Annotated in this window: 16 protein-coding genes; 4 read left to right on the plus strand and 12 right to left on the minus strand. The window is 62.9% G+C overall.

Annotated features, from left to right (window positions below; translation table 11 throughout):
* Nucleotides 1-5: 5 nt before the first annotated feature.
* From CPA56_RS08910 to CPA56_RS08920, 3 genes are read right to left on the minus strand one after another with little or no spacing between them, the layout of a single operon-like run.
* Nucleotides 6-1,493 (minus strand): efflux transporter outer membrane subunit, encoded by a 1,488-nt coding sequence (locus tag CPA56_RS08910; RefSeq protein WP_182041693.1) that lies wholly within the window; start codon nucleotides 1,491-1,493, stop codon nucleotides 6-8.
* 2 nt (nucleotides 1,494-1,495) lie between these two features.
* Nucleotides 1,496-4,639, minus strand: coding sequence for an efflux RND transporter permease subunit (locus CPA56_RS08915; protein ID WP_326831324.1), 3,144 nt, complete (start codon nucleotides 4,637-4,639; stop codon nucleotides 1,496-1,498).
* A gap of 6 nt (nucleotides 4,640-4,645) precedes the next feature.
* Nucleotides 4,646-5,821, minus strand: coding sequence for an efflux RND transporter periplasmic adaptor subunit (locus tag CPA56_RS08920; protein ID WP_182041667.1), 1,176 nt, complete (start codon nucleotides 5,819-5,821; stop codon nucleotides 4,646-4,648).
* Between the two features lie 261 nt (nucleotides 5,822-6,082).
* Between CPA56_RS08920 and CPA56_RS08925 the strand changes: the two genes are divergently transcribed.
* Together CPA56_RS08925 and CPA56_RS08930 are read left to right on the plus strand one after the other, a co-directional pair.
* Nucleotides 6,083-6,697 carry a TetR/AcrR family transcriptional regulator gene (locus tag CPA56_RS08925; RefSeq protein WP_182041668.1) on the plus strand — a complete coding sequence of 205 codons (615 nt, stop codon included), beginning with the start codon at nucleotides 6,083-6,085 and terminating at the stop codon, nucleotides 6,695-6,697.
* A gap of 170 nt (nucleotides 6,698-6,867) precedes the next feature.
* On the plus strand, nucleotides 6,868-8,286 hold the full coding sequence (locus CPA56_RS08930; RefSeq protein WP_182041669.1) for an amino acid permease: 1,419 nt from the start codon (nucleotides 6,868-6,870) through the stop codon (nucleotides 8,284-8,286).
* Between the two features lie 78 nt (nucleotides 8,287-8,364).
* Here CPA56_RS08930 and phoU read toward each other — a convergent pair whose 3' ends face one another.
* The 4 genes from phoU to pstC all read right to left on the minus strand — a co-directional run bounded on the left by phoU (nucleotide 8,365) and on the right by pstC (nucleotide 11,787).
* Complete coding sequence (gene phoU / locus CPA56_RS08935) at nucleotides 8,365-9,090, minus strand: phosphate signaling complex protein PhoU (RefSeq protein ID WP_182041670.1); 726 nt, start codon at nucleotides 9,088-9,090, stop codon at nucleotides 8,365-8,367.
* Between the two features lie 20 nt (nucleotides 9,091-9,110).
* A complete protein-coding gene (gene pstB, locus CPA56_RS08940) occupies nucleotides 9,111-9,917 on the minus strand; it encodes a phosphate ABC transporter ATP-binding protein PstB (protein ID WP_229707579.1) in 807 nt (268 codons plus the stop codon).
* A 20-nt stretch (nucleotides 9,918-9,937) separates the two neighbouring features.
* Nucleotides 9,938-10,756: a phosphate ABC transporter permease PstA gene (gene pstA / locus CPA56_RS08945; protein WP_229707584.1), complete on the minus strand. Its 819-nt coding sequence runs from the start codon at nucleotides 10,754-10,756 to the stop codon at nucleotides 9,938-9,940.
* An 86-nt stretch (nucleotides 10,757-10,842) separates the two neighbouring features.
* Nucleotides 10,843-11,787 carry a phosphate ABC transporter permease subunit PstC gene (gene pstC / locus CPA56_RS08950; protein WP_182041672.1) on the minus strand — a complete coding sequence of 315 codons (945 nt, stop codon included), beginning with the start codon at nucleotides 11,785-11,787 and terminating at the stop codon, nucleotides 10,843-10,845.
* 268 nt (nucleotides 11,788-12,055) lie between these two features.
* Here pstC and CPA56_RS08955 point away from each other — a divergent pair, with 268 nt between their 5' ends.
* Together CPA56_RS08955 and dps are read left to right on the plus strand one after the other, a co-directional pair.
* Nucleotides 12,056-14,551, plus strand: coding sequence for a glycosyltransferase family 2 protein (locus CPA56_RS08955; RefSeq protein WP_229707580.1), 2,496 nt, complete (start codon nucleotides 12,056-12,058; stop codon nucleotides 14,549-14,551).
* Nucleotides 14,552-14,639: 88 nt separating this feature from the next.
* The gene (gene dps / locus CPA56_RS08960) at nucleotides 14,640-15,146 is read left to right on the plus strand and encodes a DNA starvation/stationary phase protection protein Dps (protein WP_407645679.1); all 507 of its coding nucleotides are present in this window, start codon (nucleotides 14,640-14,642) and stop codon (nucleotides 15,144-15,146) included.
* 96 nt (nucleotides 15,147-15,242) lie between these two features.
* Here dps and CPA56_RS08965 read toward each other — a convergent pair whose 3' ends face one another.
* The 5 genes from CPA56_RS08965 to CPA56_RS08985 all read right to left on the minus strand — a co-directional run bounded on the left by CPA56_RS08965 (nucleotide 15,243) and on the right by CPA56_RS08985 (nucleotide 22,974).
* Nucleotides 15,243-15,812 carry a hypothetical protein gene (locus CPA56_RS08965; RefSeq protein WP_182041674.1) on the minus strand — a complete coding sequence of 190 codons (570 nt, stop codon included), beginning with the start codon at nucleotides 15,810-15,812 and terminating at the stop codon, nucleotides 15,243-15,245.
* A 2-nt stretch (nucleotides 15,813-15,814) separates the two neighbouring features.
* Nucleotides 15,815-17,047: a glycosyltransferase gene (locus tag CPA56_RS08970; protein WP_182041675.1), complete on the minus strand. Its 1,233-nt coding sequence runs from the start codon at nucleotides 17,045-17,047 to the stop codon at nucleotides 15,815-15,817.
* A gap of 76 nt (nucleotides 17,048-17,123) precedes the next feature.
* Entirely contained in the window at nucleotides 17,124-18,056 is a 933-nt protein-coding gene (locus tag CPA56_RS08975; RefSeq protein ID WP_182041676.1) for a hypothetical protein, read from the minus strand.
* A 131-nt stretch (nucleotides 18,057-18,187) separates the two neighbouring features.
* Complete coding sequence (locus CPA56_RS08980; protein ID WP_182041677.1) at nucleotides 18,188-21,172, minus strand: glycosyltransferase; 2,985 nt, start codon at nucleotides 21,170-21,172, stop codon at nucleotides 18,188-18,190.
* On the minus strand, nucleotides 21,169-22,974 hold the full coding sequence (locus tag CPA56_RS08985) for a tetratricopeptide repeat protein (protein WP_182041678.1): 1,806 nt from the start codon (nucleotides 22,972-22,974) through the stop codon (nucleotides 21,169-21,171). The genes CPA56_RS08980 and CPA56_RS08985 overlap by 4 nt, the downstream gene beginning before the upstream one ends.
* Between the last annotated feature and the right edge of the window lie 5 nt (nucleotides 22,975-22,979).

Genomic DNA, 22,979 nt, shown 5'->3' on the forward strand with positions numbered 1-22,979 from the left:
GCCACCTACAGATGGCCGGGCTGCGTGTTCTGTACCGCCTGGCTCTTCCGGCTCCAGCCACCCCCGAGCGCACGATACAGGGTCACCATGTTCTGGAACCGTGCCGCCTCGACCATGATGCGGGTCTGCTGGGCCTGATAGAGCTGACGCTCCTGCACCAGTGTGGTCAGGTAACTGTCAATGCCAGCATGATAGCGCATCCGGGCAAGATCGTAAGCCCGCTGGGCCTGTGTTTCCAGCACGATCATATGACTGTCCTGCCGCCGGTATGTCTCCCGTGCCGTCAACGCATCGGACACCTCCCGGAAGGCAGACTGGATGGCCTTCTGATATTCGGCGATGCCCTGTTTCAGCTTGGCCTTGGCCGTCCGCAGGTTCCCTTCATTGACGCCCCATGTCAGCAGCGGAATGCTGATGTTGGGAGAGACGCCCCATGTCTCGGCCAGATGGCTGAACAGGCGGCGGAACTGGAGGGAACTGGTCCCCTCGCTCGCCGTCAGCGTCACACGGGGATAGAAAGCGGCCCGGGCCGCCCCGACGGAAGCATGGGCACCCAGCAGGCTGTGCTCTGCCGCCATGATGTCAGGACGCTGCTGCAGCAGGTCGGACGGCAGACCAGCCGGGAGGTCGGAAATCATCGTCTGCCGTCCCATCGGGAGGGGCGGCGGCAGGTCTGCGGGCAGGGGCGTGCCGACGAGCAGCTGCAACGCATGTTCGTCATCCGCCACGGCCCTCGTTTCCTTCTCCTCGTCAGAGCGGGCCTGCTCCAGCTCAGTCGCACTCTGGGCCAGTGTCAGGGCATCCAGCTCGCCATGATCATATTCCAGCCTGTTGAGACGCCATGTATCCGCCCTCGTGCGGGCCGTGCTGTGAGCAAGGTCCAGCAGACGCCGGTCCGCCAGCCACTGGATGTAGGTGCTCGCCACCTGCGAGACGGTGGTGATCCACAGGTTCCGCAGATTCTCCACCGTGCTCAGCGTCTGTTCCTTCTGGGCCTGGCTCAGGTTGCGGATGCGGCCCCAGAGGTCGATCTCATAGGAGGAGAAACCGATGGACGTCTGATAGAAACGCAGTGTGGACACCGATGTGCCAGACCCCGGTGCGAAGGCGAACCCGGCCGTATCGGACGGCCCCATATACTGCGCACCACCCCCGACTGAAATGGTCGGGAACAGGGCGGCATTCTGCACCTGATACTGCCCCCGTTCTGCCGCAACGGCGGCCATCTGGGCGGCGAGGTCCCGGTTGTTGGCAAGGGAGAGGCCGATCAGGGCCTTCAGCCTCGGGTCGGTGAAGAAGTCTTCCCAGCCAAGGTCGGACACCTGCTGATGGACAGGCTGGCCCGGCCTGAGCCCGGCATCTGCCGGGTAGGTCTGCGAGACGGCCGGGTCTGGCCGATGATATTTCGGAGACATGTTGCAGGAGGCCAGCAGCAGGCTGCCCAGCCCCATCACGCCCGCAAGGACGGCCCTGTTCCTGCCATGCAGCTTCATGGTCATGCGTGGTCTCCTTCCTGCCCTGCCCCGTGCTGTTCCGAAAGCCGCCTGACCCGGAAGACTTTCAGCACGATCACGAAAAACAGCGGCACAAAATAGATGGCCAGAATGGTGGCGGTGAGCATCCCGCCCACCACACAGGTCCCGATGGCCACACGGGAAGCCGCACCGGCACCCGTGGCAATGGCCAGCGGGAACACGCCACAGACGAAAGCGATGGAGGTCATCAGGATGGGACGCAGACGCTCCTGCCCGGCCTTCATCACGGCCTCTTCCAGCGTGTCGCCCTGCTCGTAGAAGGCCTTGGCGAATTCCACGATCAGGATCGCATTCTTCACGGCCAGCCCGACGGTCGTCAGCAGCCCGACCTGGAAATAGACGTCATTGCTCAGCCCACGCCAGAGCGTCGAGCCGATGGCCCCCAGCACGCCCAGCGGCAGCACGAGCAGCACGGCGAACGGGATGGCCCAGCTCTCATACAGGGCCGCCAGACAGAGCAGGATCACGATGACGGCCAGCGCATAGAGCGGCCCCGTCGCATTGCCGGACGCCAGCTGCTCGAAGGTCAGGCCGGTCCACTCATGACCGACACCCGGCGGCAGGGTCCTGATGATCTTCTCGATCTCCTCCACGGCACGGCCGGAGCTGACCCCCACGGCAGGCACACCCTGAATCTCATAGGAATTCAGGCCGTTATAGTTCTCCACCTTCTGCGGACCGACAATCCAGTGCCCTGAGGCAAAGGCGTTGAACGGCACCATGTCCCCCACATTGTTGCGGACGTACCAGCGGTTCAGGTCCTCCGGTGTCATGCGGGAGAAAGGCTCACCCTGAATGTAGACCTGCTTCACACGGTCATTGCGGGTGAACTGGTTGACGTAGATCGACCCGAACGCCCCCTGGATCGTCGTGTTGAGGTCCGCATTGCTGATGCCCTGCGCATTGGCCTTCTCACGGTTGAGGTCCAGCACGAACTGCGGAGCATCTTCCAGCCCCATCGGGCGCACGGCAGAAAGGAGCGGATTCCTGGAAGCGGCCGCCAGAAGCTTGTTACGGGCGGCAAGGAAGGCCTGATGGCCGATATGGCCATTATCCTCCAGCTCCAGATCGAACCCGGTGGCGTTGCCAAGCTCCATCACCGCCGGAGGATTGAGCGCATAGATCTGTGCCGCCGGATCACCCCGGAAATGAGCCATGATCCTGTTGGCAATGGCCATGCTGGAATGGGCATAGCCCGGCCGCTTGTCCCACGGTTTCAGCCGGATGAAGAACGCACCGGCATTCTGCCCCTGCCCGGCGAAGCTGAAGCCGTTCATGGTGAAGACGGACTCGACATCCTGACCGTAGGTGTTCAGCACATAATCCGTGACACGCCGGTTGACGGCACCCGTCTGCGCATCCGTCGCCCCGGCCGGCATGCTGATCTGCCCGAAGATGAGGGCCTGGTCCTCATCCGGCAGGAAGCCTGTCGGCACCTTCATGAACAGGAACACCACCAGTCCGGTCAGGGCCAGGAAGATGAGCATGGCCGGGGTACGGAAATGCAGCATGTGCCGCACGCCCCCGACATACCGTCTCGTCAGCCAGTCGAACCGTTCGTTGAACCAGACGGCCGGACGGAAATGGACCTCATGCTTCGTGGGCTTGAGCATGGTGGCACAGAGGGCCGGCGTCATGACCATGGCCACCAGAACCGACAGCCACATGGCCGCAACCACCGTGATGGAGAACTGCCGGTAGATCACCCCGGTGGAGCCGCCAAAAGCCGCCATGGGCAGGAACACCGCACTGAGGACAAGCACGATGCCCACCAGTGCCCCGGAGATCTCATCCATGGATTCACGGGCGGCCTCCCGTGGCGAGAGATTCTTCTCGCTCATCACGCGTTCGACATTTTCCACCACGACGATGGCATCATCCACCAGCAGGCCCACGGCCAGCACCATGGCCAGCATCGTCAGCGTGTTGATGCTGTAACCAAGAACCTCCAGCATTCCGAACGTGCCCAGCAGCACCACAGGCACGGCAATGGTGGGGATCAGCGTGGCCCGGAAGTTCTGGAGGAAAACGAGCATCACGATGAAGACCAGTGCAATGGCCTCCAGCAGCGTCTCGATCACCTCCTCGATGGAGTGGGTGATGAAGGGTTCCGTATCCAGCGGGTAGACGACCTTCAGCCCCTTGGGGAAGAACTGCGACAGCTGGGCGATCTTGGCCCGGACGGCCGCCTCCGTCACCATCTGGTTGGCACCGGGAGCCAGCTTCAGGGCCATGGCCGTGGCCGGCCTGTTGTTGTAGCGGGACGTGAAGTTGTAGCTCTGTGCCCCCAGCTCCACATGCCCGATGTCCCTCATGCGGACCTGGCTGCCATCCTGCTGGACCTTCAGCAGCATGTTGCTGAACTGTTCCGGCTCCGTCAGGCGGACAGGACCGATGATGTTGGCATCAAACCCGATCCCCTTGCGGGCAGGCAGGCCACCCAGTTCACCGGACGCCACCTGGATGTTCTGGCTCTGGATGGCACTCTGCACGTCACCCACGGTCAGGCCATATTTGTACAGCTTGTCCGGGTCCATCCAGATGCGCATGGCATATTCGGACCCGAAGAGCGTATGGTCACCCACGCCGGAAATGCGGGACAGCGGGTCCATCACGTTGGACGCCACGTAATCCGAAATGTCCTTCCCGTTCATGCTCCCGTCCGTGGAGATGAAGCCGATGACGAGCATGAAGTTCTTGGCCGCCTTGGTGACGCTCAGCCCCTGGCTGACCACCTCCGGCGGCAGGCGAGGCTGGGCAAGCTGGAGCTTGTTCTGCACCTGCACCTGGGCGATGTCGGGATTCGTCCCCTGCTCGAAGGTCAGGTCGATCTCCATGTGGCCGCTGCCATAGGACTGGGCGGACAGATACTCCAGATGGTCCAGACCGGACATCTGCTGGAGGATGGGCCGCACCACCGTGTTGTTGACCGTGTCGGCGGAGGCACCGGGGTCATCCACGCTGACGGCAATCTGCGGCGGGGCAATGGTGGGATACTGGGCAATCGGCATCCGGGTGATGGAGACGCCCCCCACCAGCATGATGATCAGCCCGACCACCCAGGCAAAGATGGGACGGTCGATGAAAAAACGTGACAGTGACATGTGCGGTTACTCCAGCCCCATCTCGGCCAGATTGGCCTCATAAGGCTTGACCTCCGCATCAGGCCGGACCTTCTGCAGGCCCTCCACGATGACCTTTTCCCCGACATTCACCCCCCTGGTGACCAGCCAGCTGGACCCGACCGTCTGGCCAAGAGACACCATGCGCATGTGGACATGGTTGTTCCCGTCCACCACCATGACATAGGGATCACCCTTGGGTGTCCGCTGCACCCCGACCTGCGGCAGGAGCAGGGCGTTCGGGTCGCTGCCTTCCTTGATATGGGCATGGACGAACATGCCCGGCAGGAGCAGTTTGTCCGGGTTGGGCATCACACCCCGCATCACCAGCGTGCCCGTGCCGGGATCGACCGTCACCTCGGAGAGTTTCAGCTGGCCCGTCTGGCCATAGGTCGAGCCATCGGGAAGCTCCAGCGTCACGGCGGCCTCGCTGCCATTCCGCTCCAGCTGACCGGATGCCAGCTCACGCCGCAGACGGATCATGTCCTCGGCGGCCAGATTGACGTCCACATAGATCGGGTCCAGCCTCGTGACCACGGCGATGGGAGTCGTCTGATTGGCCGTGACCAGTGTTCCTGCCGTATAGAGCGTCCGGCCGATGCGCCCGTCGATCGGTGACTGCACGTGGGTATAGTTGAGATTGACCTGGGCCGTTTCCACGGCGGCCTGTGCCTGCACCACCTCGGCGTCCGCCTGACGGGCCGCAGCCAGCGCATTGTCATACTCCTGACGGCTGATGGCCCGTGGCCCGACAAGGGCCCTGTACCGCTGAAGCTGGGCACGGGCACGGATGGCACTGGCCTGGGCCTCCATCAGCCGCCCCCGGGCCTGATCATAGGCCGCCTGAAACGGAGCGATGTAAATCTGGTAGAGGGGCTGCCCGGCCTGGACATCCTTCCCCTCCTCGAAGTTGCGGGACACCAGAACCCCGCTGACCTGCGGGCGTATCTGAGCCTGTTCATAGGCTTCCGTCCGTCCGGGCAAGGATGTTTCCAGGGCGACGCTCTGCCTGTGCAGGGTCACCACGGCCACGGACTGCAGCGGCGGGGCCGGAGGGGCCTTCTTCTGACACCCGGCCAGAAGACCGGCTCCCAGCAGGGCCGTGCTGCCATAACAGGCCGTTCGGGACAGACATGTGGCCAGTTTCAGACGGAACATGGACATAGACGGGCAGGCTCTCTAAGGAATGGACGCAGAATGACAGGACTACAGGCAAAAGCTTCCGCCTGCATCATGTCTCACCACGAAAAAATCAGGTGGGAACGGAAACTACTCAGTTTCCACCCGTGAGGTCAATCCCGTACCGGTCCGATCTCATAAAAAACAGGACAGCCGGAGGCCGGTTTTCTCATGGGACTTGACAGACCCATGCCAGCATCGGGCAGAAACTGGCTTTGTCTTCCATCGTGCAAGGAGCCTGGTGCCGTGCAGCCCCATGATGATACGGATCGCCGCAGAACCATTCTCCAGGTGGCCTGCACCCTGCTGCAGAAGCAGGGCTACCACCACACCACGATGGACCACATCGCCCACCATGCCGGTATGTCGAAAAAGACACTCTACCTCTTTTTCCCGTCCAAACGGAACCTGCTGGAACAGCTCCTGCTTTCGGAGCTGTTCACCCCGCTCACGCCCACGCCCATCCCGGAAGCCGAACTGACCGAACAGCTCCGGGGCATGGTCTTCCAGATGGCGGAGATTCTCCTGTGCGAGAAGCGGCTCAGCCTTATGCGGACCATCATCGGCGAGACCAACCGGTCACCCTCCATCCAGCAGCTCATGACCGAGCTGTTCCACATCTCGGGCAACAAGGCGAAGATACAGGGCTGGCTTGATGAGCAGAAACAGGCCGGAAGACTCCATTTTGACAATGCGACCGATGCGGCGGACCATCTCTTCGGCCTGACGGTCGGTGGCCCCATGCTTTCCCGGCTGGCCCACTGCGGCCCGGCACGGGACCAGGACAGCCTGCACCGTTACCTGAACGAGGGACTCCGCATTTTCCTGCATGGCTGTGCCCCGGTGCCGACAAACTGCTAACCGGAAAATAACTTATCATTAAAAACAGCTTTCCCGGCCCCACGCATTGGCAAAGCTTCTGCTGTTGTTTATAGAATCTATTCTTAAAACACATGGCAGACCAGACGGAAACGAAAAGGTACTCCCTGCCGGGCTGCGACCCTCCAGACTGATCATTGCAGGACTATCGCATGACTACATCCCCCCCCGACCAGCACGGCCCCAGACACGCCAGCACCCCCGACGAAGGTTACCAGAAGGACCTGAGCCGGAGGCATGTACAGATGATCGCCATTGGCGGGGCCATCGGTACCGGGCTGTTCCTGGGGGCAGGGTCCCGTCTCCAGATCGCCGGTCCGTCCCTTGCCATCACCTATGCCATCTGCGGCCTCTGTGCCTTCATGATCCTGCGGGCGATGGGCGAGCTGGTGATGTACCGCCCCAGCAGCGGCAGTTTCGTCACCTATGCGCGGGAGTTTCTGGGCGAGGGCGCAGCCTACGCCGCCGGCTGGTTCTTCTTCCTCAACTGGGCCATGACGGGCATCGTGGACATCACGGCCATCGCCCTCTACGTCCATTACTGGCCGATGTTCGGGCACATTCCCCAGTGGCTCATCGCTCTTGGTGCACTGCTCGTGGTCGGGGCCGTCAACCTCACCGGGGTGCGCTATTTCGGTGAGATCGAATTCTGGTTCTCGCTGGTGAAGGTCCTCACGCTGGTCATCTTCCTTGGCGTGGGCGGCTACATCCTGCTGAGCGGAACCCATGTCGGCAGCTACACGCCCGGCATCCATCTCATCACCGAATCTGGCGGCATTTTCCCGCACGGCATGGTCGCCTCCCTCATGCTGATCCAGGGCGTGGTTTTCGCCTATGCGGCAACGGAACTCATCGGCATTGCCGCCGGTGAGTGCGAGCAGCCCCGCAAGGTCGTGCCCAGTGCCGTCAACAGCGTGATCTGGCGCATCGTGGTCTTCTATGTCGGGTCCATCGCCCTGCTGGTCTGCCTCATGCCGTGGTCGGCCTACCATGCCGGGGAAAGCCCGTTCGTCACCTTCTTCCACAAGCTGGGCCTGCCCGCCGCTGACAGCATCATGAACTTCGTGGTGCTGACGGCCGCCCTCTCCAGCCTGAACTCCGGCCTGTACTCCACCGGCCGCATCCTCCGTGCCCTGGCCCTTGGCGGCTCCGGCCCGCAGGCCATGAGCAGGCTCAACCGCAACGCCGTGCCCTATGTCGGCATCGGCGTCACGCTCTTCATCTATCTGGTCGGTGTTCTGATGAACTATCTCTACCCGACACAGATATTCGAGATCGTGCTGAGCATCTCGTCACTGGGCATCCTGGGGACATGGGCGACCATCCTGCTCTGCCAGCTGCGCCTGCACAAGGCCATCAAGCGGGGGCGCATCGCCACCACGGGCTTCTCCATGCCGGGTGCGCCCTATACGGGCTGGCTGACACTGGCCTTCCTGCTGATGGTTCTGGTCATGATGGCCTTTGACTATCCATCCGGCACCATCACCGTCGGGTCCATCCCCGTGCTGGCCCTGATCTTCTATGGGGGCTGGCTCCTCCTGAAACGGAGCAACGGAGATTCAGACTCCTGAGCCTCCTCCCCCACACGCTGACAAAAAACCCCGGCAGAGCAGTCTGCCGGGGTTTTTCATGTCAGGTTGACTCCGATGTCAGCCGACATCCTCATCTGATCCAAGACTGCGTGTGGGGCTGCCACCACGGGGCCGTGTCGTAGGCAGGTTCTCACCCGTCACGGCATAATAGACACGCTCGGCCACATTGGTGGCATGGTCGCCGATGCGCTCCAGATTCTTGGCAATGAAGAGAAGCTCCGTACAGGCACGGATGTTCCGGGCATCCTCGATCATGTAGGTGACCAGCTCACGGAACACGGTCACATAATGCTCGTCCACGCCCCGATCGGCGTGCCAGACCTCCATCGCCTGGTTGGCATCGTGCGCAATGACGGCATCCACCGTGCGGCCCAGATTCTCCTTCACCAGACGCCCCATGCTCCGCAGGCCGGACAGGGAAATCTGCCCATCACCGGATGCCGCCTTGATGGCCTTGCGGGCAATGGAGGCGGCATAGTCACCAATACGCTCCAGATCCCCCGTGATCTTCAGGGCTGCGACGATCTCCCGCAGGTCCGCCCCCATCGGGCTGCGCAGGGCCAGCAGACGGATGACCAGACTCTCGACCTCCCGCTCCAGCTCGTCCACCTCCGGGTCAAGCCTCGTGGCCTCTTCGGCGGCGGACTCGTCATGGTCGGAGATGGCACGGAGGGCAAGCCCCACCTGCTCCTCCACGATACGGCCAATCTTCACCATCATGGCCCGGAGCTGCTCCAGCTCCTGCTCAAAACTCGAGACGATATGAGAACGCTCGTGTGGCATGATCTCTCTCCTCTTCCCGCTTATCCGAACCGGCCGGTAATGTAGTCCTGTGTCTGCTTCTCACGGGGGTTGGTGAAGATACGGTCTGCCGTATCCACCTCCACCAGCCTGCCGAGATAGAAAAAAGCGACACGGTCGGCACAGCGTGCGGCCTGCTGCATATTATGCGTCACGATTGCGATGGTGAACTCTTCTTTCAGCTCATCCAGCAGCTCCTCGATCCGGGCCGTGGAGATCGGGTCCAGAGCGGATGTCGGCTCATCCAGCAGGAGAACCTCCGGCCGGGTCGCAATGCTGCGGGCAATGCAGAGACGCTGCTGCTGCCCGCCAGAAAGCCCGGTCGCCGGGGCATTCAGCCGGTCCCGCACCTCGTTCCAGAGGGCGACACGGGTCAGCACGTCCTGCACCCGCTCGTCCATCTCCGTACGGTTCAGCTTCTCATGCAGGCGCACGCCGAAGGCGATGTTGTCATAGATGGACATGGGGAACGGCGTCGGCTTCTGGAACACCATCCCGATGCGGGAGCGCAGCATGTCCAGATTGATGGAATCATCAAGGATGTTGCGCCCGTCAAACATCACCTCACCCGTGGCCCGCTGGCCGGGGTAAAGGGCGTAAATCTTGTTGAAGACCCGCAGCAGGGTGGACTTGCCGCACCCGCTGGGGCCGATCATGGCCGTCACGCAGCGTGCCGGAAAGTCCAGCGAAATGCCATGCAGGGCATGGTGCGTCCCATAGTGAAAGTTCAGGTCCCGTACGGCAAGGGCGACATCCTGTGCAGGCTCCCTGCCTGACGGACTGGCGGGTGACATCGAAGCAGAAGTCATGAAAGTCTCTTCCCTTGATTTCAGTGACGGGATGAAAGCCGCACGGTGATGTTAATGAGCAGCACGCCGAACGTCACCAGCAGGGCACCCGTCCAGGCCAGCTGCACCCAGTCCTCATAGGAGGCCCCGGCATACTGGTAGATGGCGATGGGCAGGCTGGCCATGGGGCGGGTCATGTCGGTGGACATGGTCTGGTTGCCCAGCGAGGTGAACAGCAGCGGAGCCGTCTCCCCCCCCATGCGGGCCAGGGCCAGCAGGATGCCGGTCGTCACGCCCTTGCGGGCCGAACGCAGGCAGAGGAACAGGATGACCCGCCAGCGGGCCGCCCCCAGGGCCGCCCCCGCCTCCCGCATGGCCGTTGGCACCAGACGGAGCATGTCCTCCGTCGTACGCACGATGAGAGGCAGGGCCAGCACGGCCAGGGCCACCGCACCGGAGAACCCGGAAAAGTGGCCGAACGGCACGACGAGCAGCTGATAGATGAACAGGCCGATCAGGATGGACGGAGCTGACATCAGCATGTCCGCCACGAAACGCACGACACTGGCAAAATGGTTGCCCTTGCGCCCATACTCGGACAGGTAGATGCCGCACATCAGCCCGACCGGAGCCGCCATCAGCAGGGCAAGGCCCGTCTGGAGAAGGCTGCCCACGATGGCATTGGACAGACCGCCGCCAGAGCCGGGAGGTCCCATCCTGTGCGTCAGCGTCGCCCATGAGAGGCCGACCAGCCCCCGGCTCAGCAGCGTCCAGAGGATGGAGACCAGAACCAGCAGCAGGAGGCTGCCCGCCGCAATGCTGACACCCGTCGCCAGATAGTCCAGCATCTGCCGCCGCATGGCCTTGCGCCCCGGCCGCCACCGCCCCGAGTCAGGAACGGACCGGCCTGTCCTGCTGGAAGCCACCGGAGAGGTTTCTGGTACCGTCATTGACGTTTCCCTCTGAGACAGCGTGCCAGCACGAGGCTGACACAGGAAAGGAGCATGAGGATGAAGCCCAGGGCCATGAGCGAGGAGAGACGCAGGGAGCCTTCCGGGCTTTCCGGGAACTGGAGGGCGATCAGCGAGGCCACGGTGCTGCGGGGTGCGAAGAGGGACCAGCCCACGGTCGTCACGTTGCCGATGATGAAGGTCACGGCCATCGTCTCACCCAGCGCACGTCCCATCCCCAGCACGACCGCCCCGATCATGCCATTGCGGGACCAAGGAACGACGATCTTGCGCATCATTTCCCAGCGGGTCGCCCCCAGCCCGTAGGCACTCTCCCGCAGCATGGGGGGAACCGCCCCGAACACGTCCACCATCACGGCGGTAATGAACGGAGCGATCATCACCGCCAGTATGATGCCGGCCGTCACAAGCCCCGTCCCGACAGGAGGCCCGGAAAAAACCGGCCCCAGAACGGGCACATGCCGGAAATGATGGTTCAGGAAAGGCTGCACGTCACGGGCGATGAAAGGCACGATGGTCTGGAAGCCCCACATGCCGAAAATGATGGACGGCACGGCCGCCAGAAGCTGTATGGTCGTCCCGACGATGGACGAAAACCGGCCCGAAGCGATGTAGGTCAGCCAGAAGGCGGTGCCGAAGGCCATCGGCACGGCGATCAGCATGGCGATGAGCGTGCTGACGAGCGTCCCCAGCAGGGGAGCCAGAATCCCGTACACGTCCTTGACCGGATTCCAGGCCGACGTCGTGAAGAATGAAAGACCAAATCTGGTGAAGGCCTGCCAGCCACCCGTGGCCATCAGCAGGATCAGCCCGCCCAGCATGGCCAACACGAGCAGCGAGCACAGAAGGAGCAGCCCATGAAAAACGGTATCAAACCCTGCTCTACGGTGTGATGAACGCAATACGGGCGTCATGCGCATATGTCCGAAGCCTTGGCCGTTTCAACTTCAGGGGCATCACCCTGTCGTGCAGGCTGCCTCCGCCTCCGTGCATTACCGTCCCTGCCAGCAAAGGACAACCGGCAGGAGAAGCGATTACCTCACTTTAGGGGCGGAACCGCCCAATTTTTTCCATCTTCTCCATGCCGTGACAGAGATGCGTCAGAAAATCCCGTGCGCTCGTCCCCGTTTTATTTCATAATTATGAAAGCGGATTTCCTGCCAGACCCCCACAGTTCAGGAGGGATCATTGTCCACAGACCAGTTCCGGGGCCATGTCGAAACCGTGGACACCCAGACCGGCATCATGAGCGGCTGGGCCGTTGACCTGCACGCTCCGGGGCGGCCTGCCCTGCTGCATGTGCTGATGGACGGGCAGGAGATCATGCAGGTTCCCTGTGACCTGCCCCGGAAGGACATCCGCCGGATACTCTCAACGCCCGGGGACAGGCTTGGTTTCCGGTTCGCCCTGCCGGAGGCGGCACATGACGGCCGTCCGCATGATTTCTCCATACGCTTTGACAACCGCAGCGTCCTGCCCTTTCCGGATGAGGATGAGAGCCTGGACGGCCGGGACGTCATCAGCCTGACCCTGTCCCCCCACACGGAGTACATGAGCTACGTGGACGGCCCGGAGGAAGGCATCCTCCGGGGCTGGATCGTCTCCCGGACACCGTCCAGCGAGGCGTGGAAGGGCGGCGTCACCGTCGCCATCAGGCTAGACGGCGTCACCCTCGGGACCGTCCGTGCCAACCACTACCGGAGCGACGTTGCCCAGGCCCTGCACTGCGATCCCGACTGCGGCTTCGAGTTCCCCATTCCCCGACGGTTCCACGACGGCCTGCCGCATGAAATCACCGCCGTAACTATTCCTGACGGCACGCCCCTTTCTGGCACGCCACTGAAGACCTCGCTGGCCGATGACCTGCTGACCGCCCGGCTTGTGCAGATCGAGACCGGCATGGCCCAGCTCCACCAGCAGCTGACAGCCCTGCGGAACAGTACCCGGTCCCTGATTCCCCGCAGACGGCTCGACCTGAACCATTATGACCAATGGGCGCAGGACTATTACAGACTCCTGCACGAACAGGCAGCCCTCCAGCGGAAAGCCCACCCGCTGACGGAAACGCCCCTCGTGTCCGTCCTCCTCCCGACATGTCGGCCCGATGAGAACGGTTTCCGCACGGCCATCGAGTCCGTCCTGAACCAGACCCATGAGAACTGGGAACTCATCATCGTCAATGACGGCAGCCGATGCCGACGAACGACGGCCCTCATCGAGGAATACAGCCGCAAGGACCGGCGTGTCCGGGCCATCACCCTGAAGACGGGTCGGGGCCTCTCCGGAGCCACGGACGAGGCCATCAGGCAGGCTACAGGCCGTTACATCATGTTCTTCAGCCCTGATGAGGTGCTGGTGGACATCGCCCTGGAACGCATGGTCCGGGCCGCCCTGAAAACCGGAGCCAGACTGCTCTACTGTGACGAGGACAGGGTGGACACGGCGGGCCGCTTCCTCAACCCCACCTTCAGACCGTCCTACGATTACCGCTACCTGCTGGGCTGCAACTATATCGGCCATCTCACCTTCATGGACGCTGAAACCGTCCGCAGGGTCGGACCTCTGGAAAACTATGATGACGGTTCCTGGACCCACGACTTCCTCCTGCGGACCACGGAAATCATCCCTCGTGAGGCCATCCTCCATGTTCCGGAAATCCTGCATCACAGGCGGACGACACTTCCCTCCTCCGGCGGCAATGGAGACCGGGGCCTCAGGGCCGGGGCAGACTGCGTCACGGAACATCTGAAGCGGCGTGGGATGAAGGCCGCCGTCTCCGCACTCGGCCAGCCGGGCCTCCAGGCCATAGACTGGTCCTTCAGCCATCAGCCCACCGTCAGCATCGTCATTCCCTTCCGGGACCAGCCGGACATGACACGGGCCTGCGTCGGGTCCCTGCTCGCCTCCCAGACATACCGCCAGTTCGACATCATTCTCGTGGACAATTTCTCCGTCCAGAGAGACACGCTGACATGGCTGGAAGAGATCGGCCAGAACGGGCAGGTCAGCATCCTGTGCGTGGAAGAACCCTTCAACTATGCCCGGCTCAACAATCTGGCCGCACGGCAGAGCGGAAGCGAGCTGCTCCTCTTCCTCAACAGTGACGTCATCATCACGCAGCCGGATTTCCTTGAGAAGATGGTGAAGGAAATGCAGGCATCACCCGATGTCGGAGCGGTGGGAGCACGGCTCCTCTACCCCAACAGCACCATCCAGCATGCGGGCGTCGCCGTGGGGCCGGAAACCATCGGCGTTCATCTCCACAGGCTCCAGCCCGCAGCCTCCCCGGGATATGGCGGACGCCTACGCCTCACCCATGAAGTGACGGCCGTCACGGGGGCCGCCATGCTGGTCTCCCGTTCCCTCTTTGACGGGCTTGGCGGGTTTGACGAGATCGGGCTGGCCGTGGCCTACAATGACGTCGATCTCTGCCTGAAAATCCGTGAATCCGGGCACCGGATCATCTTCTGTGCCGAGGCCGAGGCCGTCCATCACGAGGGCCATTCCCGTGGGAGTGACGACCGGCCGGAACATGAGGCCCGCCTCTTCCATGAAAGGCAGGTCATGCTGGAACGCTGGAAAGACAGTCCGCTCTTTAAAAACGATCCGGCATACCCACATTACTTCAGACAGGACCTGCGGACCTTCTTTGACCTCCGCAGCCCCGAGGAACTATGGTCCTGAGGGGTGAGGAAACACGGCAGGGTCCCGTCCGGTTTTCTGAACTCCTTCCCTTCCATGCGGGGGGAAGAGACCTTGAAGGAATGACATGATGAGCAAGATCAATCATTATCACACAAGCAACAACACGCCAGACAACACGAAGGCCGTCTCCATCGAGACACTGAACGCCCGTCTGGCTGACCTGATCGACCTGGCTCTGGTGACCAAGCAGGCCCACTGGAACCTCAAGGGTGTCAACTTCATCGGCGTCCACGAGATGCTGGACGGTTTCCGCAGCGGTCTGGACGGTTTTGTCGACACGGCCGCCGAGCGTGCTGTGCAGCTGGGCGGTGTCGCCCTCGGCACCGTGCAGAACGTGCAGAAGCACACGAACTGCGCCCCGTACCCCACGGACATCTACACCGTGGCCGACCATGTGAAGGCTCTGGCAGAGCGTTATGGCGTCGTGGCCAACAAGGTGCGGGAAGCCATCAAGGTGACGGCCGAGGCTGGCGATGAGGACACGTCCGACATCTTCACCGAGATCTCCCGTGGTCTGGACAAGAACCTCTGGTTCCTTGAGGCCCACCTCCAGGCTGAAGCCGGTCCTCGCTGAGACCGCATGAAGGGGGCCTGTCCCCCTTCACGCAGAAAGGGCGTGCCCCCATGAGGAGCACGCCCTTTTTTCATGACCTTTCGGCCATCTGTTCCCTCAGAGGGACAGGGCCAGATGAAGGCGGGCAAAATAGAAGGGGTCTTCCTTCAGGACATCCTTCACCAGCCGCCCGTCCGCCAGAACGTCATTGCCGGCCACTTCATCAGCCGGCATGTAATCGGCCCGCCAGTCTTCGACCTTCACGTCCGCCGGGAAAGACGGGAAAATGGCCTGTTCAGGCTGTTCAGGCTGTTCAGGCTGTTCAGGCTGTTCAGGCTGTTCAGGCTGTTCAGGCTGTTCAGGCTGTTCAGGCTCAACCTGCGGGACCGGCTCGACATCATCAAGCCTCAAACTGTTCATGATGGCCTGAAGATCATCTTCCAGCAGGCGTCCCGGTACACCACCCCGCTCACGCTGGGCAATCCATTCGCCCGTCAGGTCCCGCAGGGCATTCCTGTCGGCACCGCCGCCATCGGCGGCCCGCATGGCACGCCAGCTCCGCCGGGCAGCCTCCGCAAGCTGGGTGCAGTCCTCTTCCGTCAGTCTCTGTGGCGCAGAAGAAGGAGACTTCTTGACAATCCAGCCTGCCACCAGCTGCTGCAAGGCAGCTCTGTCCATCTCTGGCATTTTTATAACACCTCCCGACCTGTCATCCTGCATACCAACGCCTCATACTGGGCGAGATACTGCTTCATATCCAACAACTTTTCTGCACGCTGCCGCACATTATGGCTCAACCGTTCGGCCAGGCTCCGGCTCTCCAGCAGGCGCAGCACGGCCTCACCAATTGCCTCCGGTTTCAGGAACGGCACCATGAGGGCCGTTTCCTCATGGGTGAGATATTCCTGCACCGGTGCCGTGTCGCTGGCCACCAGCGGGCAGCCGACCGCCATGGCCTCCCTCAGTGACCATGACAGGACAAACGGATAGGTCAGATAGATATGGGCATCGGACCGTTGCAGAACCCGAACCATCTGCTCACGCTCCAGCCAGCCGACGAAATGGATGCGGGAGAGATCAAGCTTTCCCTTCAGTTCCTTCAGCATGGTCTGCCGCCAGGTTCCTCCCCCGGCGGGGGGAAGCCCGTAGCTCACATCCTCCTGCCCCATGAGGATGACCTGACAGTCCGGCCGGGCCTTCATCAGGGCCGGCAGGGCACGCATCAGGCTGTGAAATCCCCGGTACGGCTCCAGATTGCGGGCGGCATAGGTCACCAGCTTCTCATAGGAGGCAATGGTGATGTCCCCGAGCTGGAAGGGCCGCTGCCGTATGGACGGGTCCGGACGGTACTGCTCCAGATCGACCCCTTCATCCAGCAGGGTCAGCTTCTCCCGTGCCCAGCGGGGATAAGTGTCCCGCTGGAAGCGGGTGGGCGTCTGCCCCAGGCCGGGGCCTTCCAGAGCCTGAAGATTGACGGCATTCTTGCAGCGGATCAGCAGGCTGACCTCTTCCGGCATGGGGAACTCCGGGTCAAACCCTATGTCCCGTCCTTCCAGCCCATAATAGAATTCGAAATAGCCCAGAAGGGGCACGCCAGGGAACACAGAATCCAGATTCAGCAGCTCACCCCAGCCATGATGCCCGATGATGATATCCGGCTGGAAACCCAGATTCTTCAGGGACCGTGCCACGGACGCAATGGCCTCCGCCCTGTGGATGGCATGGTCAAACTCCCTGACGAAATGGTGGGCACCATCCCGCTTCAGCTCCGGGGGGCGGTACATGACACGACGGACACCGGGAATGTCCTCCCCCTTGCCCGCCGTGATGAAAACGACATCATGCTCCGGCCTGCTGGCAAGATGGGCCACCATGTGGGCGTACTGCGCCGGGAAACTCTGATGAACAAAAAGAAAACGCACCACTTCCCCCGGCCAGCCTGCGGCTATGACACCCTGTCAGGACATCCCCGCCTTACGGTCCTACCCTCCGCACCCTTTACTTGCTGCGCCCGACGACACCGGCCGCAGCTGCTGCCTTTCCCTGCCCTTTCACGGGGACAAACTCAAGCCGGAAACTTTCCAGAGGAGCGAGACTCTCGGCCTGGAGAACGTCATCACCTCCATCCAGCGGGCCGACCTTCGTGCCATCCGTGAAGGTCGCCGTCAGCCGCACCTTCCATTTGGGAGACAGGCCACCCTTCAGGCGGACCCGCAGCCCCAGGATCGGCAGGGACATGCCCCGTGACCCGCAGAACTGCCCCCCCTCGGACCAGGGCGACAGCCAGCCACGGCCAAGAACCGCCTGATATTCGATGTCCTTTGCCAGAATGCTGCCCTCAGGCCGGATGGCGAAACCTTCGATCCAGCGTTTGCTGCCCGACTGGCCGACCCACTCACCGACGGCACCACCGACATCACCCCGACGCTGGACATGGACGACCACCTCCCGGACCGCCTCACTGCCGATGGCACCGGAGACGGACGCCTTGGTCGCTCCGCCGGTCTTCTGCGGTGCCTCCGCACTGACCTTGGCCACCTCTTCCTCCACGGCCTCTTCCGAAGGCTGATCCACCAGCACGCCACCGATGAGACGGATCACCTGAAGGCGGGGCGAGTCACTCCCGGTATCGGCCGGGTCCTGATAGGTCGTCACCATCACGCCGGCAGGACCACGCCGGACCCGGATCAGGGCTGCACTGTTGGCCGCACCCATCCAGCCATCTGCCTCGAAGGTGACAACCTCGACAGCATCTTCAGGAACACCCGGTGCCCGGGAGATACGCACGCCCGGCAGACCGCTCGGTCCTGCCTCCGTCTGCCCGGGCGCATGGAACACACAGAAGACACCGGCGTCCAGCGTCATCACGTGAGCACCTGCCTTCAGGTCTACAATAGGATGACGGGGCTGTTCCTTGTCTGTGTCTGGCATGGTATCTCCGGTGGCCATATTCCCGCATAAGGGCAGAACACTTATGCACAGAAATGCTTAAAACGTCTTTGTAATCATATATTATTTTGCAACGCCCTGCAAAACATCGATCCGGCACTTTTTGGCCATCATCAGCTGCGGCATTTCATGCTCATGAAAATATCGGCCAGCCGTTCGACGGGCAGGCCCAGCGGCACGAGCTGCCCCCAGTCCGGCCCCGCCTGCCGGATGCGCTCCGCAGAAGCCCCTATGTCGAACCCGACCACGGCCAGCCGTGCCCGCCACAGCCAACCCAGCGTATAGCACCATGTCTCGGGAGCTATGGATGACACAAATCCGACATCAGCCTGCATGGCCCGGAGTGCGGGAAGCACGTTCCGGTCATCATAAGGACCCGTCACCTCTATGCCAGCATCAAGACAGGCGGCATCATCATGCGTGCCGCCCATCAGGATCAGGCGCAGGGGCAGGGCTTCCTGCTGGACGTGCCTTCCCAGTGACAGAAAGACGTCATAGCCTTTCCAGCGGCTGATCCCGCCCAGCACCACCACCTTCAGCGGCCGCTCCCGTGTCGGTGGCCTGTCACCCCTTACGGGTGGCGGCCCCGCCCTGATCTGCCGGTCATCTTCAAGCGGTTCGATCCCAACCGGCGGCAGCCCCGGCATGTGACGTTCCAGCCGACGGGCGGCATCCTGCGAAGGCGCAATGACACGGCGGGCCTGTCCCAGCTCCGCAGCCGAACGGGCCAGAAAATCGGGCAGGGACAGACCTTCATCAGCAGGTGCGTTTCCCCGGGCCACACAGGCCTCACATCCCCGCAGGGGAGGTTCCCCACAATAGCGGCCATGCTCATCCAGCAGCGCAATGCGGGGGCAGAACCAGATGTGATCATGCACATGAATGTCATACGGCACGCCCAGCTGACGGTGCAGCTCACGCAGGCCGGGTTCATGACCCAGCATGTGGTGCCAGACGACCAGCCTCACGCCCATCTCCTTCAGAAAGGCCAGCAGGAGTGGCCTCTCATCGGGCAGATCGAAGATCATGTTGGGCACGGCCAGTCCCTCGACGGGGCTGACGACCCTGCATCCCTTCTCTGTGGGTTCCAGAATGAGGGACAGGCAGTTCTCCTGCCCCAGCCGGGCCGCCTGTTCCTTCACGGCACGGGCCACGCCGCCCCCGCCCCGATGCTGGAACAGGACCACAGCCCCGGAAAAGCCCTCCCGGTGACGCCCCAGCCGCTGCCAGTCCAGCCTCCTGCGATATGCCCGCAGGGGATTCACCTTCTTCCACTGCCGGATGGCAGCATCATACCCGGGATACAGGCGGTTCAGTATGTCGAGATTGCGGAGCAGAAGAGGAGAAGCCTCCGCCCCGAAAGAACAGTGTCCATGATGCAGGACATAGACATCCAGGGCCACAAGATGACGGAAACCGGCCTCGCTGGCCCTGAGGCAGAACTCGTTCTCCTCCGCATAACCCTGGGCAAAGAAGGCCCTGTTCAGTCCCCCCATCTCTGCCAGACAGGCGGCCGATATGCCCATGCAGAACCCGTTGGCCGTGGGCAGCGTGACTTCCGGCATGAGGCCCTCCGCCTGGCTCCGGAACAGCCCGTCCAGAGCCTCGGCTTCCACCTGAGCCGGGGCAGGATTGTCACGATTGCGGGACGGATAGGCCGTCAGCCCTCCGGCATTGGAAAAGGGCGTGACCGTTCCGACCTTCTCACGGCGCAGCCAGCGGCACATGCGGTCCACCCAGTCACCGAACACCAGCGTGTCACTATTCAGCAGGATGACATCCCACCCTAGAGGAACATGGGCCAGCCCCGTGGTGATGCTGGCGACAAAGCCGCCATTTTCTCCGTGGCGGTGCAGTTCGATGCGCCCCGCTCTGGCCAAATCATCAAGATGGTCCCGCAGTCCCCTCTCGGGCGACGCATCATCCACGACGATGATGCGGCAGGCAGCCGGAACGGTGGCCATGACACTGTCCAGACAGGCCCTCACCACATCCTCGCCCCGATAGACCGGGATGATGATGGCGCAGCCGGATGCTGGCCGTACTGTAATGACTTCACTCCCTGCCCGCCGCACCGCCGCACGACAGCCCTGTCGTGTCCAGCCCTTCCGCCCGCTGCCTGCCGCTTCCGGCAGCCGCATCAGGTTCACGAGCGCAGGGTCAAGAGGAGCCCCCATGAGCAGACGCCCATACTGGTCATGCAGACGGGTTGGCAGGCTCATGAACCGGGGCCAGTCCGCATGGGGCAGGAAGAAACCACGGGGACGTTGCAGAAGGGCCGTGCTGCTGAAACCTTCGGCGGGCGTGTCAACCTTCAGAGGAGCCTCATGCCCTTCCACCCACAGGGACGAGAGAAAATCCGGCTCCCCAGGATACCACAGCCAGCCCCGCACGCCCTGTTCCTCGGCCGTCACCAGAGACTGGCACCGTATCACGCTCTGAATGTCGACAGGGCTGCCCAGCAGGGACTGGCCATCACAGGTCGCCGTCAGCCGCTGTCCCCGCCACCAGGGACCGACTTCAGCCGGAACCAGCTCGGCCATGTCATACAGCCCCGCCGTCAGGCGGCCCAGCGGCCTGCCATCCAGAGCCAGCTCCACCTGCCCGCCCGTCCGCAGCCAAAGCTCTCCACTATTGGAAAGAACCACCCATCCCGGCACTCCGGCCGGAAAGGACAGGCTGTCCGCCAGCGCATGATGGTCCACCGCCAGACTGTTACGGGACATGACCTGCCCCATGACGTGAAGAGCCTCCGCCGTCCGCCCTCCACGGAAATAGCCTCCCGCAAGAGCCAGCCCCGCCTCCCGGACACCATGCTGCGCCCAGAGCGCATCCAGTCGGGGCAGGGCCTGCTGGACATCGCCCTCTTCCAGAAGGGTCACGGCACAGATGAAACTGATGTTGTCATCACGCCCCGAAAGGGCCTCGGCCCGCCTGAGCCAGAACAGGCCATCCGTCCGCCTGCCCTGTTTCAGACAGGCCATTCCCTGATCGAAAGCCTCCCGGATGGTTTCCATGTGCCGGATTTTCCAGCGGGCTTCCTCCTGCGGACGATAGAAACGGCCATATCCCGGAATGAAGCTGGCCTGCCGTCTCACGAGCCGGTTTCACCCTCCTGCCGCTCATGGGATGACATTCCGGAAAAACCGTCCAGCAGCTCCTGCGCCTGCTCCACATCCTGATCCGCCGCCTGCTGGAGCCAGTACCGGGCCTGTTCCTCGTCCCGGGGGCCTCCCAGCCCCTTGAGCAGGTAGCGGCCGAACATCATCTGGGACAGGCCATGACCACGCTGTGCCGCCTCCTCGAAATAGTCACGGGCCTTCGGCAGGTCCGGCTGTATGTCGTGGCCCCCACCATACATGGCCCCGAGTGAGAAATAGGCCTCCGTCAGCCCCTCGTCAGCCGCCGTCTGGTAGAGTTCCAGTGCCCGGGCATGATCCTTCACGCCATCCACCTGACCCGTCACGAGCATCTGGGCCACGCTGACGCAGGCTTCCGGCAGCCCCTTGCGGGCGGCCTTGTCCATCCATGTCAGGCCGGCCTGCATGTCCTGGGCTACCCCACGTCCTTCGAACAGCATGCGGCCATACCAGTACTGGGCATTCACGACACCATCCCGGGCCAGACCAAGCCAGTAGAACGCCTTCGCCTCATCCGGCACTCCCCCGACGCCCTGCGCCAGGCAAACTCCCAGATTGAACGCCCCGAGCGGATTCCCGCCCTCGGCCTGCCGCCTGAGCCGCTGCTGAAGGCTGCGCTGCTCCTCATCCGGGCGGGCCACACCGGCAAGGACCAGATTGCCAAGGTCCGCATCGGCCAGATGGTCACCCAGCATCGCCGCATGATTGAACCAGAACGCCGCCTTGCGCTCGTCCCGTGGCACGCCCGTGCCTGTCAGATACAGGACGGCAAGGGCACGGGCGGCTGGCGTGTGCTGCTGCTCCGCCGCAAACTCGTACCAGCGGGCGGCCTCCATCGGGCGGCGGAACAGCTCCTCACCACGGATATACAGGTCCCCCAGCAGGGCCGCCGCCTCGGCATCGCCGCCATAGGCCGCCTTGCGCAGCCAGCTTTCGGCCCGTATGGCGTTGGCCTCCTCCACCCCGACGCCCTTCAGGAGCATGAGCCCGTAACGGGCCTGAGCGGAGGGAATGTCCTGTTCTGCGGCCTTCAGATAATAGGCCGCCGCCCTGTACGCATCACGGCCCTGGCCACTGGCCCCATGCTCGTAAATCCAGCCCATGGCGGCACTGGCCAGCCCCAGATCACCTTCATCCGCCGCACGCTGGAGCAGCTCCACGGCCTGGGCCTGCTGGCTCTCATCCTCGGCATCATCCAGCAGAATCAGCCCCAGACCAAGGGCACCCTGCATGGAACCGCCACGGACGGATTCCCCGTACCAGTGGCGAGCGGCCTGCCTGTCCTGAATCCCTTCCGGCCCGTGATTGAAGATATGCCCCAGCAGGGCCTGCGCCTCGACATGCCCGGCCGTGGCACTCTTCTCCGCCCAGAAGCGGGCCTGGACAAAGTCCGGCTGATAGGTGTCAACGGCCTCGGCCCGGGCATGGTCATACAGCCCCGCACCACCTGCCACAGACAGGGACGGGTCGAACCCTTCCGGCACTCCCATGGCGAACAGCGTCGCCAAGGTGAAGCTGGCCTCCGGGATGCCTGCCTCCGCCGCACGATAGGTCCAACGTGCCCCTTCCTCCAGCGAGGCGGCCGTCCCCTGGCCGGAAAGATAGCACTGCCCGACCCTGTAGGCGGCCTCCGGCATCCCGGCATTGGCCAGCTTCGCAAACAGGGAGAAGGCCTGCGGGGCCTTTCCGACCTCCAGCAGCCGCAGGCCACGGCTGAGCCTGCGGGAACGGGAAACAAAAAAGGCCAGTCTGCGTACCATGACGG

Origin of the sequence: Bombella mellum, from assembly GCF_014048465.1 — a bacterium.
Lineage (GTDB): Bacteria > Pseudomonadota > Alphaproteobacteria > Acetobacterales > Acetobacteraceae > Bombella > Bombella mellum.